This is a genomic window from Niallia sp. FSL R7-0271 (assembly GCF_038005785.1).
GTDB lineage: Bacteria > Bacillota > Bacilli > Bacillales > Cytobacillaceae > Niallia.
Map to the genome: position 1 here is coordinate 2,230,819 of NZ_JBBOTZ010000001.1, position 19,458 is coordinate 2,250,276.

13 protein-coding genes are annotated in these 19,458 nt (G+C 38.1%); 1 reads left to right on the plus strand and 12 read right to left on the minus strand.

All coding sequences use genetic code 11. The features are described 5' to 3' along the window. Window positions 1-36: 36 nt before the first annotated feature. On the minus strand, window positions 37-2,400 hold the full coding sequence (locus MKX82_RS11410) for a sensor domain-containing protein (protein WP_341077247.1): 2,364 nt from the start codon (window positions 2,398-2,400) through the stop codon (window positions 37-39). Between the two features lie 188 nt (window positions 2,401-2,588). Continuing rightward, the gene (gene fumC, locus MKX82_RS11415) at window positions 2,589-3,974 is read right to left on the minus strand and encodes a class II fumarate hydratase (protein ID WP_233314738.1); all 1,386 of its coding nucleotides are present in this window, start codon (window positions 3,972-3,974) and stop codon (window positions 2,589-2,591) included. Window positions 3,975-4,153: 179 nt separating this feature from the next. On the opposite strand from fumC, the gene MKX82_RS11420 reads away from it, so the two are divergent. After that, window positions 4,154-4,591: a hypothetical protein gene (locus MKX82_RS11420; protein ID WP_341077252.1), complete on the plus strand. Its 438-nt coding sequence runs from the start codon at window positions 4,154-4,156 to the stop codon at window positions 4,589-4,591. On the opposite strand, the gene MKX82_RS11425 is transcribed toward MKX82_RS11420, so the two are convergent. From MKX82_RS11425 to MKX82_RS11470, 10 genes are all read right to left on the minus strand, one after another. After that, on the minus strand, window positions 4,578-5,351 hold the full coding sequence (locus tag MKX82_RS11425) for a DUF4097 family beta strand repeat-containing protein (RefSeq protein WP_251645528.1): 774 nt from the start codon (window positions 5,349-5,351) through the stop codon (window positions 4,578-4,580). The two genes, MKX82_RS11420 and MKX82_RS11425, sit on opposite strands and share 14 nt — an antisense overlap. Before the next feature lie 160 nt (window positions 5,352-5,511). Continuing rightward, complete coding sequence (locus tag MKX82_RS11430) at window positions 5,512-5,931, minus strand: MarR family winged helix-turn-helix transcriptional regulator (protein ID WP_233313591.1); 420 nt, start codon at window positions 5,929-5,931, stop codon at window positions 5,512-5,514. Between the two features lie 211 nt (window positions 5,932-6,142). Further along, window positions 6,143-9,172, minus strand: a complete 3,030-nt coding sequence (locus MKX82_RS11435) for a glycoside hydrolase family 2 TIM barrel-domain containing protein (RefSeq protein ID WP_341077256.1) — start codon at window positions 9,170-9,172, stop codon at window positions 6,143-6,145. Window positions 9,173-9,192: 20 nt separating this feature from the next. Continuing rightward, complete coding sequence (locus MKX82_RS11440; RefSeq protein ID WP_233313589.1) at window positions 9,193-10,011, minus strand: carbohydrate ABC transporter permease; 819 nt, start codon at window positions 10,009-10,011, stop codon at window positions 9,193-9,195. After that, on the minus strand, window positions 10,004-10,873 hold the full coding sequence (locus tag MKX82_RS11445) for a carbohydrate ABC transporter permease (RefSeq protein WP_267913310.1): 870 nt from the start codon (window positions 10,871-10,873) through the stop codon (window positions 10,004-10,006). The genes MKX82_RS11440 and MKX82_RS11445 overlap by 8 nt, the downstream gene beginning before the upstream one ends. 135 nt (window positions 10,874-11,008) lie before the next feature. Then, window positions 11,009-12,298, minus strand: coding sequence for an ABC transporter substrate-binding protein (locus tag MKX82_RS11450; RefSeq protein ID WP_233313587.1), 1,290 nt, complete (start codon window positions 12,296-12,298; stop codon window positions 11,009-11,011). Between the two features lie 167 nt (window positions 12,299-12,465). After that, window positions 12,466-14,229: a cache domain-containing sensor histidine kinase gene (locus MKX82_RS11455; RefSeq protein ID WP_233313586.1), complete on the minus strand. Its 1,764-nt coding sequence runs from the start codon at window positions 14,227-14,229 to the stop codon at window positions 12,466-12,468. 7 nt (window positions 14,230-14,236) lie between these two features. Continuing rightward, entirely contained in the window at window positions 14,237-15,751 is a 1,515-nt protein-coding gene (locus MKX82_RS11460) for a response regulator transcription factor (RefSeq protein ID WP_341077264.1), read from the minus strand. Window positions 15,752-16,105: 354 nt separating this feature from the next. Continuing rightward, a complete protein-coding gene (locus MKX82_RS11465) occupies window positions 16,106-17,518 on the minus strand; it encodes an MDR family MFS transporter (RefSeq protein WP_233313584.1) in 1,413 nt (470 codons plus the stop codon). A gap of 262 nt (window positions 17,519-17,780) precedes the next feature. Then, the gene (locus MKX82_RS11470) at window positions 17,781-19,214 is read right to left on the minus strand and encodes an MFS transporter (protein ID WP_341077266.1); all 1,434 of its coding nucleotides are present in this window, start codon (window positions 19,212-19,214) and stop codon (window positions 17,781-17,783) included. Window positions 19,215-19,458: the final 244 nt, after the last annotated feature.

The following is a 19,458-nucleotide window of genomic DNA, read 5'->3' on the forward strand; positions in this document are numbered from 1 at the left end:
TCAATAAAAAAAATGCACCTTCAGCTGAAGATACACTTAAAGGATGGCCTCAAAGCTTTCCATTGTGATTGGTTTGGAGAAATAAAAACCTTGAGCCTGCTCACAGCCAAGCTGTATAAGCTTTTGTACTTGTGCTTCAGTTTCAACACCTTCTGCGATAATTTCCAGCTTAAGATTATGTGCCATAGAGATTATGGCAGAAACTACTTCAATATTGCCTTCTATTTGATCAATAAAAGACTTATCTATTTTTATGCAATCGACCTGAAGCTTATGAAGATAGGACAACGAACTATAGCCTGTACCAAAATCATCCATGCTGATGCTGATGCCCAGCTCACTTATTTTCTTTAATGTCTCATTGACAACAAGCTCATTCTTCATGACAATTCTTTCGGTTATTTCCAATTCAATAATGCTGCCGTCTATTTTGTACTTTTGCAAAAGTCCCGCAATAAATGAGACGAAGTCCTCTCTTAATAATGTGACAATTGAAATATTAATAGAAATCCTGCCGAATGTTTTCCTTGAAGTTGCCCATCTATGAATATGCTTGCACACTTGAGCAAACACATATTTTTCCAACTTTACGATTAGACCGCTTTCTTCTGCCAGCGGAATAAATTCATTGGGCGGTATAAAGCCTTTTTTATTATGTTTCCATCTAAGTAAAGCTTCAGCTCCAATAATCTTGCCGCTTTTTATATGATACTTAGGCTGATAGTAAACGGACAGCTCCTGATAATCCATGGCTTTTTGCAAATCACTCTCTAAGCCGACTTTATGGTCTGCATGTAAGGACATTTCCTTGTTAAATTCCTTGAACCCATTAGCCCCTGCTTCTTTCATCTGGTACATCGCGATATCTGCGTACTTTACAAGGTCATCCACATCTGTTGTATGCTCGGGGAATCTGCTGATGCCAACACTTGCTGTCAAAATAATCTCATAACCGTCTATAAGGATTGGCTGTCTAAAAACATGATTAATAGATTTAGCAATTGATTTATACATATCCTTGTCACTACTGCCATCTGGAATGATAATCAAAAATTCATCTCCGCCAAATCTTGCCACCTTGCCGTTCTCTTCTACTAAATTATTAAGCCGTTTTGCTATTCTTTGCAGCAGACTATCCCCGAATGAATGCCCCAGAGTATCATTAATGCTTTTAAAGCGGTCAAAATCGAGGAGCATTAATGTAAACGGAGTGTTGTTTTCCACATATTGATTCATCGTAATCTTTGCAAGCCGTCTATTTGAAAGCTGTGTAAGATCATCATGAAAGGCTAGATGTTTTATTTGCTCTTCTGATTTTTTCTTTTCGGTAATATCCTCAACCAGTACAAAGGTGCCGATGAACTTTTCCTTTGTGATAATCCGGACTGCCGTAACAAAAACATCTTTTCGAGTATTATTCTTTAAAACTATTTCTGTCTCAAATTTATGAACCTTCCCTTTAAAATGACCTAATAGATAGTGTTTAATCTTCTCCTTATCCACCTTCATGAAGATTTCAGAAATGCTCTTTCCAACCAATTCCTCTTCCTCATATTCTAGTAGTTTAATACCTTCAGAATTCACACTATTGATTACTCCAGCTAAATCGATGCCAATAACGGCAACGGGGTTATGCTCAAACAGGGATGTATAAAAGTTTGCCTTTTTAATTAAAATAGTATCTCCTAAAAAATATGGCAGCAGCATTAATAATAAATTCGCTGCGATTGTTAAGGTGAACGGAATAAAAATCTCGTAATCACTATACATATAGCCTAAATTAAATTTCAAAATAGAAACTAATACAATATAGGGGATATTTGCAAGAGACACACCTGCAAGGACAATTCCGATATATTCCAGCCTTTTTGATGTTGCTTGAAAGACATCATCAGTGGTTATCAAAATCACAAACCGGAACACAGAAAAAGCAGATCCTATTGTTAGCAAAGAAGTAGTAATATACAGGATGATATTGAAATGGAGATGATTTTTAAACATCAGGGCAAAACCAATCGTATCAGCGGCGAGAATACATACTGCTAAAAATAAACTCCCCCAAAAATATTGGCTTTCCTTCACTTCCTTGGTTTGTGCCAATGCCAGAATTACTAAGGAACCGATAAAACAAAACAAATAGATGCTGATTAAATAGAGCAGATAATTACTAGGCGAATATGGTAATGGCACCATTTGCATAATGAGATAAAGGGTTATCCAAAAAGTAAAGCCTAAGAGCAATGAACCAAAAATAAGAATTCCATTTCTATTTTTCTCATTTTCGTTCTTCCTTACTTTCTTGCTGATCCACAGCCCTAAAGCACAGCTTATGATAGACAGGATAGGAATTACGATCATATATTGTGTATGAAAATGGTCTAAGATGTGATGAAAAGGCAATGATATGACCTCCTGAAGTTATAGCATGTTCCTATATTTCATTTATTAATCTATGAAGATTTATTATACACTACTTTTGTCATACGACTATACTACTATTTTTTCTTTTAGTTAACAAATATTATCTTTTTAATGCACTAAAAACTGCACCTCTTTTATTAAAAGGTGCAGTTATAAAAAGATTGCTTCTATTTCGGATATGTCATTTCTTTCGGTTGGATATAGCTATCAAACTCTTCTTCTGTTAATAATTCTAGTTCTAATGCTGCCTGCTTTAAAGTGGAGTTATCCGCGTATGCTTTTTTCGCTATTTTTGCCGCATTTTCATAGCCGATATGCGGATTTAAGGCTGTTACAAGCATTAAGGACTCATTTAAATTTCTGTCGATTTTCTCTAGGTTTGGCTCAATTCCAACCGCACAACGATCATTAAAGGAAATAATGCTGTCACTAAGCAAGCGGGCGGACTGAAGGAAGTTATAGGCAATGACTGGCTTAAAGACGTTCAGTTCAAAATTCCCCTGACTTGCCGCAAAGCCGATTGCAGCATCATTTCCCATAACTTGAACAGCTACCATTGTCACGGCTTCACTTTGGGTTGGATTCACCTTTCCTGGCATAATAGAGCTGCCTGGTTCATTTTCTGGAATCATGATTTCTCCAATGCCGCAACGAGGCCCACTTGCAAGCCAGCGCACATCATTCGCTATTTTCATCATGTCTGCAGCCAATCCTTTTAACGCTCCATGTGCGAATGTTATCTCATCATGGCTTGTCAGTGCATGAAACTTATTTTTTGCTGATAAAAACTCTTTGTTTGTGAATAAGGAGATTTTTTCGGAAACTCTTTCAGAAAACTCTGGATGGGCATTTAAGCCTGTACCGACTGCTGTGCCGCCAATTGCCAGCTCACGCAAGTACGGCAAACTCGCTGCTATCATGCTTTCGGACTTTTCAAGCATGCGGTGCCAGCCGCTGATTTCCTGCCCTAATGTCAATGGGGTCGCATCTTGTAAATGAGTTCGCCCAATTTTAACAATTTCAGAAAACGCAGCTGCTTTTTCCTTAAAAGTCTCTTTTAGTTTGGCTATCGCCGGCAAGACCGTATCTTCCAGCTGAACAACTGCAGCCACATGAAGTGCTGTCGGATATGTATCATTAGAGCTTTGCGATTTGTTTACATCATCATTCGGATGCAGCCTGATGTCTAATCCTTTTTCAGCAAGCCATTTGTTGCCTGCAAAAGCAATCACTTCGTTAACATTCATGTTGGACTGTGTGCCGCTTCCCGTTTGCCAAACCACAAGGGGAAAATGCTCTTCAAGACTGCCATTTAAGATTTGGTCAGCACCGTAGCCAATCGCTTCCGCTTTTTCTTTTGCTAATAAGCCTAGTTCTTGGTTTACAATAGCAGCGCTTTTCTTTAAAATAGCAAAGGCGTGAATAATCTCCATCGGCATTCTTTCTGTTCCAATTGGAAAATTCTCTTTGCTTCGCTGTGTTTGTGCTCCCCAGTAACTTTCTGCCGGCACTTTAATTTCTCCGATTGTATCTCTTTCAAGACGGTACTCCATTGACATTCCTTCCTCTCTATAAAAAATGTTTTCGTTTCTATATCCTATTATATACGGTGCTGCCTGAATTTTCATATTTTTATCCTTGTAGAGAAGGTGATAATTCATTTTACATATTTTGTATATCTAAAGCAGTAACAGGAGAAACTGACATTAAGTTAACTTTAAGAGGTATTTATATGAGAATTATTGCTGCATTGATTTCCATGATTATGCCAGGCTTTGGCCAAATTTATAATCGTGAGCTGTTAAAGGGCGTAATTTTTATTATTTTTGAGCATTTCGATAATATGCTTGGCAGAATTAATGAAGCTACCGCACTTGATTTTAACGGTTACCATCAGCAAGCAGTAGAAACAGCCTCATTTGACGTTCTGCTCTTTTATCCTGGATTTTATGTTTATGCAGTCTGGGATGCTTGGTTTTATGCTAAGGAAGGTGCAGATAAAACAAGGTCTGCAATTCCCTTTGTTGCTGCAGGATTTTTAGGGGAAATGGGTACGATTTTTGCTGAAAAGCTTCCCTTCCCTACACTGACTTTTCAGATTGTTAATGATTGTGCCAATGGGTATTGGAATGGTTATATTTCCGAATCACTGACCATTATTTTATGTTGATATTGCCGACAGAAACGGATATGGTCAATTTGTCTTTAGCACTGGAGGCTTCTTTCACTAACTCTTTGCCCGGCCCAATTTTTTTCACAGTTAAAAGGGAGTTATTTGCTGTTATCGCTCCGTTTTTAGTGATGGCATGTATGGCTGTATTAGTTGTATAAAGTTCTTTCGGGAGCTGTATATGAACATTGCCATTAGAGACTTTTAGATAATTTTCTCCTTGAACACGCAGCAGCTCAAGACTTTTTATTCCGCCTACTTTGTTATCAATATTCACTTGGGCACTTACTTTCCCTAAAGAGACACTGCCATTGTTTGATTTAATGGCAAGCTTTCCTCCTTGAAAACTACTTAACTGAATACTTCCTACTTCGGAATTTATGGAAAGTAGCCTTAAATCCGTAATTTGACCGATTTCTGTCTTTCCGTTCTGATTAGTTATTTCTAATGTATCTATCATTCCAGAAGGGATATTTAGTGTTAACTTCGCTCTCATTTTTCGACCAGGCAAGTATTTCTTCCAGCCTTTATTTAATATATTTATAGATATATAGGCTTTATCACCTTCCTCCTTTACTTGAACAGACGGTGTAGACAGCAATGATTTTTTTCCGTTTAATTCAAGGGATAAATCCGGCTTGTCGGTAACTACTTTAAGATCGGAAAAATCTGATTGTAGAATTAGATGACTAGATTTTTTTAAACTGATGCGTTGTTCAAATTTCGTAGACATAATTCCTGCTATTGAAAATAATGCCATTATTAATACCCCTCCTAAAATAAGTCTCTTTATGGACATAGTATATCCTCCCCCTACCCTTAATATTTTAATAACTAAAATATTTAATAATTATAATATATTCTAAATTCGATAAAATATCCATTTAATTCAAAGAAAAAAACAGATCGTTGCGACCTGTTTAAGTTATATCCTCAATATGTTTAAAGAGCTTATTAATCTCTGCCAGTGTGTTGGTAATACTGAGGAGCTGTTCATCTGTAAATTTTGAAAAGATGGCGTTGACTCTGTCTTCCCCTTTTTTCGTTAAAGCAACACGGACAATACGCCTGTCATCCTGCAAGCGAATTCTTTCCGCATAACCCATTCTTTCCAGCTTATCACACATATTAGTAGCAGCACCTGGTGTCAGTAGGAAAACCTCTGCTATTTGCGTGATTTTCAGAAATCCAAACAGTTTCAAGCGAAGCATGAGGAGCACGAGATTTTCAGATAAGTCCTCATCAAAGGTTAGCAGCCGCATAAAGTTATTGGACTTAACTTGAATATGAAACATCTCCTCCATTAAATTTCGAACTGTATCATCGTTTTGTTTTATCACGTTTAACATCCTTTGTTAATTATTTCAATAACTAAAATATATAGTAACTATTATAACTGCAAAATCTGTTTGATTGAAATCAGGAAGTATCATTTGAATTTTGCAAAAATTATCACCTTCATTATTTTAGCAAAATAAAGCCTTATCATCCAACATTAAGGATAATAAGGCTATTGTAACAAAATTTTTAAGCGGAACCGCTCTAACTAATTTACTTTCTCTGGATGAGGAATTCAAATTCTATCGTTTCATTAGCATGAATTAAATGCTCCTCATGAACCGGCGCACCCCAGCTGTCATCACCGCCAACGCCCATCTGCCTGCCCGCCACAGTCACAACTGTATAATGGATAGGCGGCAGCTCATAAACATGCTGCGCATTCTCAAGCTCAAAGGCAGTATATGGCGAGATATTACATTCAAGCGGTGTATTTACAGAAGATATTAAAATACCACGGCCATTTTTTGATGTGGCAGATACATGTCTGACACCTGTTCGATTTCCTGATTCTTGCGGCATAACATACCCTGATAGACTCTCTTCCACCTCTTGCTGAAAATGGCATAGTTTTGCGCCCATGTTCCTGTCAGAATAGTTCTCTTCTGGTCCGAGAGCATACCATTCTAGCTTTCTGTAATCTGCTGGAAGCTTAAACGTAAGCGCAAAAATCGGCAGCTGAGGCAGACTGTCAGCTCCTTTATACGCTGACTTCACATGCACACTTCCATCTGAATAAACGGTGTAGGTGACTGTTACCTCTATGTCTTGATGCACAGAGAATTCATATGTGAATGCAACACTTGTTTGACTGTTGCTTTCCTCCACTTGAATGTCCTTACACCTACGCGCAAGACTTGCCGCATACCAGATTCCCGAATGATAGCTTTGTGAAAACCCACGGTCATTGTCTGTTGTCGCTCTCCAAAACAGTGGGGCAGGAGGTGATGAGATCATTTCTCTGCCAGCATAGCTCAAAGAAACGAGACTGCCAGAAGCTTTAGAAAATAGCACAGAAAAATCTTTACCATGAACACCAATATTAACATCACCATGGACAGTTCGCAGTTCTCCAACAGGCGGACTAAATTGTTTGCTGCCCTTTTCATAAACATACTGTCCGAATGCAATCTCAAAGCCTGCTTCTGCCCAAAGGGTATTTTCCTTCAGTGTAAGTGATGCTTGAATACTATATTCACCTAAAGCTGCATCCAGATTTTCAGGCAGATCGAACTTGAAATATTGAGAGCTTTGCGGTTCAACTCCTGCCAAAGTACTTTTTCTGTACAGTTCCTTTCCTTCCAAAAACAGCTTATATTCTAATTGATAGCTGTCTGTATTTGTGAAGAGACTCTCATTTCTTATCGTGACACCATTTTCGTCTAATAAGAGCTTATAGTCTTGGTAAAGATATTTAACTTCCTGCATTTTGGGTGACAGTTGGCGGTTTGCATATACAATTCCATTTGTACAAAAACCGTAATCTGTCGGCCTGTCGTCAAAATCGCCGCCATAAGCTAAGTATTCCTTGCCAAACCGGTCTTTTTTATAAAGGGACTGATCGATATAATCCCAGATGAATCCGCCTTGGTACATAGGATATTTTTGTTCTAACTCTGTATATTTGTACATGCCTCCAAGTGAATTTCCCATCGCATGCATATATTCACAGCTTATATATGGCTTCTCTGGATTTTCAGACAAGTATTTTTCAATAACAGCCGGTTTTGCATACATGCGGCTTTCCATATCACTTGAATCATTATAAGCACGGTTGTGAAACACTCCCTCATAATGGACGAGTCTGCTTGGGTCTGTCTCTCTGAAATAGTTGGCAACGTTCAAGATAACTTCACCAGCATAGGATTCATTCCCGCACGACCAAATTAAGATGGAAGGATGATTTTTATCGCGCTCCACCATTGAAATGGCTCTGTCCATAACAATATCTTGCCATTCCGGTTTATTTCCAGGAATATTCCACGACGGCTCAACAGCCCCCATTTTTTGCCATGACCCATGTGTTTCCAAGTTCATTTCATCAATAACGTAAACACCATATTCGTCACAGAGCTCATACCAATAGCTTTGGTTTGGATAGTGAGAAGTACGAACAGCGTTAATGTTATGCTGCTTTAATGTTTTGATATCCCACAGCATGTCTTCTTTCGAAATTGCTCTGCCTTGTCTTGGATTAAATTCATGTCGGTTCACACCTTTAAACACAATTCGTTCACCATTGAGGCGCATAATTTTATCTGATAGCTCAAATCGCCTGAAGCCGAGCCTTTGTGGCACCACTTCTGTCAGGTTGCCAGATTCATCATAAACACTAATGAATAATGTATACAAATATGGACTTTCTGCGCTCCAAAGGGACGGCTGGTCTACATTGATTGTTAAGGACCAATTGCTTGCCTCTTCCACTCCCATTGCTGCAGCTATTGTTTTGCCCGTTTTGTCTCTAAGCTCTGCGCTTAGTTTAGACGCAGGTTTTCCTGTCAGCTTAACGGTTGCTGTTAATTTACCTTTTGTAAAAGTTTCATCCAGTTCAGGACGAACATGAAGATCTGTGATGTGAGTGGTAGGCACTGTGTAAAGATAGACATCGCGGAAAATCCCGGAGAACCTCCAAAAGTCTTGATCTTCAAGCCAGCTGCCAGTACTGCGCTGATACACTTCAACTGCAAGCTTGTTTTCCCCTTCTGCCAAATAGGGCGTGAGCTCAAATTCAGCAGGTGTGAAGGAGTCTTCACTATAGCCGACAAATTCCCCATTCAGCCATACGTAGAAAGCTGATTCTACCCCTTGAAAAGACACATTAACAGCACGCCCCTTCATATTTTCTGGAACAGAAAAATATTTGACATAACTGCCAACAGGATTATGATCGGAAGGAATTTCAGGGGGACGGATATCATTGTGGCCGTCCCACGGATACATCGTATTCACATATTGAGGCGTGCCATATCCTTGCAGCTGTATATGACCCGGAACGGTGATGTATTCCCAGCCTTCACAATCAAAATCTTTTTCATAAAACTGTTGTGGCCTGCTGTGCGGATTTTCTGCATAATGGAATTTCCAATCTCCGTTCAGACTGTGCCTGAGCTTCATCGGCACTCGAAGATTTGCCTCTTCAAATGTTTCATAATAATTATGGTCTGAATGAGCCAAAAGACGGTTAACAGCAAATACCTTCACATCTTCAAGCCAATCTAATGTTGGAATAATTTTCGTCATTGATTACACTCCCCTTGCTTCTATTTAACTGATCCCATCATGCCGGCAACGAAATGCTTCTGCATGATGAAGAAAATGAATGCTGCTGGTAATGTCGCGATAACAATCGCAGTCATAATTACGCCGAAATCGGGAGAATAGCTCGACCCAAGAACAGAAATCAATAATGGCACTGTTTGGTTTTCTGGAGACTGTAACACAACCAATGGCCATAAATAGCTGTTCCAGCTCGCCATAAACGTGATGATGGCTGCTGCTGCATAAGTCGTTTTCATTGTCGGCACATAAATCCTGAAAAAACAGCCTAGCTCTGTCAAACCATCAATTCTGCCTGCTTCCAAAATATCTTTTGGAAACATCTTTGTGCTCTGACGAAAGAAGAAAATTAAAAATGCAGTTGTAACTGTCGGCAAAATAACAGCTGCAATCGTGTCAATACCTATATATGGCGCAGATTGTGAAATCATGCCAAACATTCTGAACAAAGGCACCATTAACGCTGCAAACGGTATCATCATCGACAGCAGAAGAATGTTAAAAACCATGTCTTTCGCTTTGCTTTTGTAAACTTCAAAGCCATAGCCTGCCAGTGATGCAATCAGCAGTGATAAAACAGTAGTAATGATTGATATTTTCGCGGAATTTATCAACGCTGGAATGATCTCTACTGTTTCAAGCAGGTTTTTGAAATTTTCAACAAAATGCCCACCTGGCAATAGACGCCCCTTTGTAACATCAACTGATTTATTCGTTGCACTGACAATCATCCATAAAAAAGGGAAAATCGAAACGATTGAAACAATCGTTAAAAAACTGTAACTAAATACTTTCTTAATCATTTTTGTCACCTGCCACTTTAAACTGGATGATAGAGAAAATAACAATCATAATAACAATGGCATAAGAAACCGTTGCCGCATACCCAAAGTCTGGGGTGTATTTAAAGGAGAGATTATAAATGTACTGGGATATCGTCATCGTGGCGTTCCCTGGCCCTCCCTGGGTTATATTCATAACTTCATCAAACAGTTGGAGTGTGCCAATTGTAGAAGTAATCGATGTAAATAAAATGATCGGCTTCAGCATTGGAATTGTAATCTTAAAAAAGGTTTGAATGCTAGATGCACCGTCCATTTTAGCTGCTTCATAAATAGACTGGTCGACATTTTGTAATGCAGATAAATAGAAAATCATGTTATAGCCAGTCCAGCGCCAAGTGATTGCTGCAATAATGGCGATTTTGGCCCAAAAAGGATCTGTCAGCCACTGAATGGGCTCGGAGATAATGGAAACCTTTAATAAGAACATATTGATAATGCCATCATTACCGAATAAATATTTAAAAATAACCGAGTAAGCTACCAATGAAGTTACACATGGCAAAAAGATAGCCGTCCGGAATACACCTTTAAACTTTAACGTCTTATCATTTAACAGAACGGAGATAAATAATGCCAGCAGTATCATTACTGGAACTTGGATAATGAGATAGATAACCGTGTTTTTCACTGTTGTCAGAAAAGTCGGGTCCTTAAATAACCGGACATAATTATCAAAACCGACAAAGGTCAGGTTAGTGCCTGTTCCTGATTGAAGGGACAAGATAAAAGCTTGCACCATTGGATAAAAATAAAATAAACAAATCATGGCCGCGGCAATAGTTATAAAAGACCAACCGATCGCATTATTTTTTGTGCGCAGGCTTCTGGAAGTTCTTGCTGTCTGAAGATCCTGATTCGTTCTAGCTGGAATCACAACTCAACACTCCTTGCATTCTGTAATAAAAGAGAGCCTTGGTATTTAGTAAGAAAATCCAAGGCTCTAAAGTTTACTCGATTATTTAATCTGCGCCTCTGCCTGCTTTTGGGCATCCTCTAGGGCAGTATCAAGAGCTTTACCTTTTAAGTAGTTTTGAGCCTCTACGACAAGCAGATCTTCAATGGCATATGTGTGCAGTCCATAGTTAATTTGCGGGATTTGCTCTGTCCAGTTCGCAAAATCCGCGATGACTTGCTGACCATTAAAGAAATCATCTGCTTCTTGATATGCTTCACCTTCCACTGCTGGAGAATAAGTGCCGATAGCACCTACTTCTTTATTCAATGTTTGGTAAAAATCAACATTAGAGCCAAACGTTTTCGCTAGGAATTCAGCTGCTTTTTCTTTTCCAGGAACATTTAGAACATACCAAGAGCTTCCGCCTAAGTTAGTAGCATTAATGGAGCTTTCCACATCTGGCAAGCGCGGCATAGAAACAACTGCCCATTTACCAGCTTGAGAGCTTTCTGCTTTAACAGATGGAGTAATCCAGTTTCCTGATGGAACTGTGGCTACTTCACCGCTATTGAAACCTGCTAAAAATTGACTCCAGTCCGAAACAGGTGAAACAATATCTGCATCCAATAGTGCTTTATATGTTTCAAACGCTGTCTTTAAAGCTGTATTTCCCGATAAGTCAGGCGTCACACCATCTTCCTTTGTATACCATGATCCAGCAGACTGAATCATCATACGAATCAAACCAAGATCATTAGGGTCTTGTGTAAGCATGTTTTTGCCTGTTGCTTCCTTCACCTTTTTGCCGATTTCAATATACTCATTCCAATCAATATCCTTTAAGTCATCCACTGTATAGCCAGCTTGCTCTAAATAATCTGTTCTGACATACAAACCTGCTACCCCTGTATCAAATGGGAGACCATAGTTTTTGCCGTCTACACTTGTAGGTGCAATTTTATATTGAGCGAAATCCTCTTGCTTAAAAGAATCACTCAACTCATAGAACATGTCTGGATATGCTTGAAGAAAGCTTTGTGCACGATAATCCTCAATTAGGACTATATTTGGCAGCCCCTTCGTCGTTCCTGAGCTTAAAGACGTATTAAGCTTTTGAATGATATCATCTTGAGCGTTTTCAATTACTTCAATATCAAGGTCAGCATTTTCAGCGGCATAGGAATCTACTGCCAAGTTCATCGCCTTAATGTTGAAGTTAGGATCCCAAGCCCATACCGTAATTTTATTTGTATCCTTAGAGTCTCCTGAAGCATTCTCTGTATTGGAGCCAGATGAACAGGCTGCCAAAAGTAGAACGCTGGCTAGTATTAGTGCAAGAATCTTTTTCATCGATTTCCCCCCAAGTATGAATATTATTTGTAAGCGTTATCACTTACAACTATTATGTTATCATCCTATTGGGGTGCATCGTTAGGAAGATATTTTTGTGTTTTTGTAGTATTTTCACAAAAATGAATCCGCTTCCAATGTTCAAATAGGACTTTTTTTAGATTTTATTATTTTCTTTGAACAGGAAGGGTGATTCGTACCTTTGTTCCTTCGCCAACCTCACTGGAAATTTCCACGCCGTATGATTCGCCATAGATGAGCTGAATCCGCTCATGCACATTTCTTATGCCAATGCCAGAAAACTGCTGCTTCCGTTTTGTTTGCGGAAGATGCTCATCAGCTATTACCATCCCATCCCCATTATCAACAATTTCACAAATCAAACAGTCGCCCTCATGCCATACAAGAACATGAATATACCCTTGCGGTTTATGGATAAAGCCATGAAAAAAGGAATTTTCCATAAACGGCTGCAAAATTAGCTTTGGGATCAGAATGTCGTGACAGTTCGGTGCAACAAAATAATTCACCTTAACGGAATCGCCATAGCGCTTCTGATTAATAAGCACATAATTGCGCAAATTATTTATTTCCTGATCTACGGTAATCGTCTCATTTACATCACCAATTGTATTTTGCAATAAGGATATGAGCGAATTAATCATTGCTTCTGTTTCGGCAATATTGCCTTTACTTGCAATAAATTTAATGGATGCGAGTGTATTGTACAAAAAGTGGGGATTAATTTGCTGCTGTAAGGCAGCAAGCTCAGCATTCCGCCGTTGTTTCTGTGACAGTACGAGCTGATCGACATACTCATGTAATTCATCAAGCATGGAATTAAAGGCAATACCAATCTTTCGAGTTTCATATGTTCCTGAAACAGCAACATATTCATCAAAGTCATAATCTGATGCACTTTCAATTTGTTTGACAAGACTGGACAAAGAATTCGTCAGCCTTCTTGAAACAAGGAGAACGATAAACAGCGCTGCGATAACAATGCTTAATGAAATAAGCATAATTTTTTTCTTATCAATTAAATCACCAAAAGCTGTATGCTTATCAATGATATTGAACATGTACATATCAAAGGCTGGTACATATTCCATCATCATTATTTGCTCCTTACCCATAAACTCCCCTATCAGATAATCATCATGATCACTATTGCCAAGCTCTGAGGCATACTCCTTTAGCTCTTTAGAGGTGCTGCCGACTTTTTCTGACAAGCTGCTTGAGACAATGACGCCTTCTTTATCAACTAAAAAAACATCATTGCCTGGACTTGTATAACTAGAGTAAAATTTCCGAAATTCGTTTTCTCGTATAGATATATAAGCCGCTCCGTAAGTATATCCAGACCTATTCACAAGTGCCCGTGAAGCAACAATATAGCTGCCGCTCTCATCATCATTTAGCCGCTTGTCATATTGATAGATTAATCTGTTCGGGTTTTCAGCCGTTTTCTCCGCTAAACTGCTTTCCTTTAACTCTGTATCAGTAATTGGCCAAAACGTTCTGTCGTTTGTCGCATAGCTCAGACCATTTGCACCAACTACAATAATGCCAACCTCATATGCTGCCATATTAGGTTCAACCCGTTTAATTAATTGGCTCATCTGATAGATGGACTGAAACTGTACTGCATTTGTTTCCCTTTTTTCTGTCAATATGTCCTTTATGGCAATGCTTTGCTGTATGCTGTTAGTTGCAAGAACGACTGAATAATGATATTTCTCGTAACTTTCTTTCACTTGATTCATCACCTTCGCATTCGTAATACTGAATTTATCGAAAAAGAATTGTTCACTCATGCGAATTGTTGTCCATGTGATGGTGATGGATACGATGATGATAATCATTACAGTAATCAAGGACATCGTAATAAATAAATTGCTGTGTCTAAAACGTTCAGGAATTAGCTTCATAGTATGCTCAACTCTTTTCCACCCATTGCCTGCGCCTGAACTGGCTCGGTGATAATCCTGTCATCTTTTTGAAAACTTTACAGAAATAGCTGTGGTCTGAATAGCCGACAATTCCGCTGATTTCTGAAATTGGTGCAGTGCCTGCAACAAGAAGCTTAGATGCCTCTTCTATTCTAACTCTGTTAAGGTACTCGCTGAAGCCTTCTTTCATATGTGTTGAAAAATAGCTGGATAAATAGGATGGATTAAAATGAAAATGCTGCGCTACATTAGTAAGTGTCAAAGGCTCACGATAATGCTCATTCATATATGCAATGATGTTTTTGATATTGACATTTTCCGGCTTCGTTTTTACTGTATTAATTACCGTTTTTGTATCACGCAAAAAACACTCCAGCTTTTTAACAACTTCTTCTGCACTATTTGCCTCTTCTATTCCTTTCAAGTAAACATATTTCGACTGTTCCAAGCTATGAATCTCATATTCCATATTGCTAAGCAGGATGGTGATATTAAAAATAATATTGCTAAAAAAAGACTTATACTCATACACATCCAATGTATACATAGAAGAAATAGCTGCAACATGATCCTCCAAATAAGCAAAAGCAGAATCAAAGCGTTTACATTTAAATTCATTAATAAACCAGTCTAAATGAAATTTCTCCAGCTCTGTCACAGTGATATGCAAATGTTGTACAGTGAGAACCGGAATATCTGGAAAGTAAAAGCTGCATTTTATTAATTTTAGAATTTCTTCTTTATATATCTTTCCTATTTGCATAAAATCCTCAAATTCTCCACTTACTATCAATTGAAGATTGTATTTTATGGCCACTGTGTTTTCCAAAAAAGAGTGCAGTGCTTTAAAATTGTCCCCGTTAATAAGAAGGATTTTTTCTGTAATAAAGCAGATATAGCCTTGTTCGCTTAAACCACTGTTAATCCATGTTTTAACAGCAGAAGACAGTTCTCCTGTTCCGTCTCTCTGCTCAACTGAAACGAGACAATACTTCCTATGCAAAAAGCGATCTGTTAGTTTAAGAGAATGTTCCACTTCATAGCCTGACAGCATTTTTCGGACAGCATTCGCAACAAAGGTATTCAAAGCCTCCTCTTCATCTATTTTGCGAGCAGGCAGCCTTTTTTTCATCTTTCTCAACACAGCTAACAAACTTTCTGCATCTAGCTTTGGCTTTAGAATATAATCTAGAACCCCATTTTGAAAAGTTGAGCGCACATAATCAAAATCGCCAAAGCTGCTTAACACTATCACTTCAATATGAGGATATTTCTCCTTCACAATTCTCGTTAATTCTTCTCCATCCATTATTGGCATAACAATATCAGTAATGATAAAATCCGGCTTTACAACCTCTATTAAATCAAGAGCTTCCTGCCCATGCGCTGCCTCGCCGACAATTTCAAAGCCTTCTTGTTCCCAATTGACGTAATGCTTAATCCCCTGCCTTATCAGAATTTCATCATCAACAATAAGCAATCGGCCTCGTTCTAATGCCATTGGTTTCCCCCCTGACGGTGAGTATGTATTAACAAAAAGCAGACATTCCCGGCTTATCAATGAAGCCTTTTCTTTAGTTCATTCACTCTAAAAATAGTGTGCTAATTCATCCTATGTAGATTGATCCTTTTATAGATTTCCTTATATTAGCATCGTTGCAAATTGGTTTATTGCCCCCTTCCGCCGCTTTCCATTAAGTATATCACGTGTTTTATACGGTATTAACTAAAAAAATGAGAGAACGCATCGGAAAGTTATCGTATTTATCAGCAACAAAAAAAGCATAGTCTTAAGTAAACTACGCTTTTCTTAAACACTTCTGTATTATTATGGACCGCTTGTTTATCTATGCTATTAAGAATTAACAGATACTTCCTTGACCTTCGCTGCTGATTTATCTTTTGGCAGCTTAAGTGATAACAGAAATCCTAACCCGCTAACTACTGTAATAACCAAAAAAGTTATTCCTAACGCCATTTGTTCCGAACTTAAATGGTTGTCAAGGCTTGTGTAAAAAGAGACTAATATCGATATTCCAACAGAACCTGCTATCGAGGTCAAGGTACTATACACAGCTACCCCATGTCTGAATAGGTGTTGAGGCAATATATTCATAGCACCTGTTTGAACTGGCGTCATCAGCATACCAATCCCAACCATTCTTATCGTATATAAGATAACAAGGAGCAGAATTGACTTTTCTATATTTAAGATACTTAAAGGGATTGTAGATAGTGTAATAACCCCGAATCCAAGAACGACAAGCAATTTCACCCCAACTTTATCAGTGATTCGTCCAACAAATGGTGATATCAGCCCCATTAATGCCGCACCTGGCAGCAAAATAAGTCCTGAAGTAAGGGCAGAAACTCCCTCCACATTTTGCGTATATAACGGGACAATAGTTTCTGTACCAAACATTGTTCCAAATGCAATCGCAATCAGTATGCTAGAAACTGTAAATGTTTTGTATTTAAATACTCTAAATTCAAGCATTGGCTGAGCAAGCTTTAATTGTCTTTTCACTAACAATATTAGTGCAACAATTCCGATACTGACCCATGCATAAGTAATCAGGCTTCCCCAGCCTAACGATCCTGCAAGACTGAGTCCATATAGAATTCCTCCGAAAGCAAGGCTTGATAATATAATGGAAAGACTATCAATACGCTCATCTTTATTTGTTTCTGTCACATTCTTTAGTGTTACAAGCGAAAAAATTAACACTATTAAAAGCATTGGGAGAGTACCGTAAAACAGATAGCGCCATGATAAAACATCTACAACTCCTCCAGCTAAGGAGGGACCGATTGCAGGGGCAAAACAGATTACTAGAACAAGCAAGCCCATGGCACTTCCCCGCTTCTCTTTTGGAGTTATTGTTAAGATGATATTGGAGACTAACGGCATCATAATGCCCGCACCGATAGCTTGAATAAATCTTGCCATTAGCAGCATCGAAAAGGAAAAGGACAAAGCTCCTAATATAGTGCCTATTAAAAAAATGATTACAGCAGAAAAGAATAATTGCCTTGTTGTAAACCTGGCAATTAAAAATGCTGAGATAGGAACGACAATTCCATTTGTTAGCATAAAGGATGTGATAAGCCATTGTGCATTATTGGCATCTGTATGAAACTCCTCCATAATTTGCGGCAATGCTGTAATTAATAATGTTTGATTTAAGACTGCAATAAAAGTACCGACTAATAATAAGGTCATTAATATTTTTCTGTTGTGAATCGTTATAGTGGTTGATTCGTTCATCTTGTGCCCTCATTTCTGATTACATATAATTTACAACTCTCTTTCATTTTAGCGATTATCTTTTAAAAGGACTTTCTCATCCTTTTTCACAAAGTATTAAATTTTTATCCTTCCTTTACTGCTCCCTTATTTAGATTAAAAATTTATGGTCATTTTTTAATCTCTCGTAACAAAGACATAAAAAAAACACGCATTTATTTATCCCCTTTGCTTGCTAAAAGAAGGTTCAAAAAGAACTGCGTGTTATAATAACCCTTACATTTTATTTATTGTCTTTATTGAGATGTTTTTCATCTAAGCTTTCTCTAATTTTCGCTGCCTTTTCTTCTGTTAAGCCATACAATTTAACTGGAATAATAGCTAACAAGAACAAGATGGCTGGAGCAATATTAACTACTAGATTGATGCCGTTCATCGCTTCTGCGGTTTGTTCTGCATTGGCAACATACCCAAAAAATCCTAGTAACGAAACAGTTGCTGCACCGCCAATAGCGCTGGCAAATTTCGTAGCAATACTCGTTGCAGCGTAAGCGGTACCATCTGCACGCACCCCTTTTGTATCCTCCATTTCATCAATCGCATCAGGCACCATCGCAATTACAAGTGGAATACCGAATTGCGTTAGTCCAAAAATGAATGTCCCTATTAATAGTAACGGTATATTATTAAAATCTACAAAATATAAAAGAAGAAGTGAAAGAGATGCTAAACTGTAAGAGATGTATAACATATTTTTTTTGCCAATGTTTTTAGCAAATCTTGCAAATACGATAATCCCGATAGCTGCGCCTATGGCTGGTAAAGGCATGAATAGCGCAATTAAATCCATCCTTTTTATAACATATAGGTAGTAATAAATCTGCACTCCCATTCTGCCAAAAAAGGCGGTTAAGGAAACTAACAATATAAAGAATATACATATTAAGGATTTACTCGTAACAATAGCTTCAAGGGAATCTTTAATAGATATTTTATTTTTATTTATCGGCTGAACCACCTCCTTACATTTGAAAAAAACCATATAAAACAGCGGGATAGCAATTACTGAGAGAACAAGCGCTGTCATGGTATATCCTTTTGCCGTTATTTGCTCTCCTGTGCCTCCACTAAAAAACAAGATTAATGGCATAGAGATAACAGCAAGCAACACACTGCCTAGGTTTGTGAAAAGCATCCTGAAGGAGCTTAATGCTGTGCGTTCACCAGAATCTTTTGACATTACTGCAGCTAAAGATCCATAAGGTAAATTAACAACTGTATATAACAGCCCTAAACCGATATACGTAAACAAAGCCCAGGCAATTTTAGCTTCCGTATTTCCGCCAAAACCAGGAGCTGTGAAGGCAAGTACACTGAATAAAGCGAGAAATGGTGTCCCATATAATATATATGGTCTGAATCTGCCATATTTTGATTTTGTACGATCTGCTAAAACACCAATCATCGGATCTTTAACTCCATCTAAGATTCGAGCAACTAACATAATCATCGCAACAATTGCTGGTGTAAACCCAACTACGTCCGTATAAAAAATCGTAAGATAGGAACCGCTGAAGCTCCAAAATAGCTGACTTGCAAAATCTCCTAAACCATAGCTAATTTTGGTTGAGAAAGACAGTCTTTCCTTATCCTTCACGATTATGCTCTGTGAACTTATACTCTCTGTAACAGCATTACCATCCAAGCCTTTGCTCATTTATACTTACCCCCTTATATTATATAAATCTTCCAAATCAGTTCACTATTATAATCTCTTCCTCTCTGCCTTGTATTTACAATGAGTTAAGCGCTTACTTAATCATATTGTATATACATCACTCTCCTGCAGATATCCTTTTTTTACACTGTTAGCACATGATATTTAATCTAATAAATATCTGTTTTTACAATGGGTTAAAAATTGCATACTGCTTTTACCTAACGTTTTGTCAGCAAAAAAA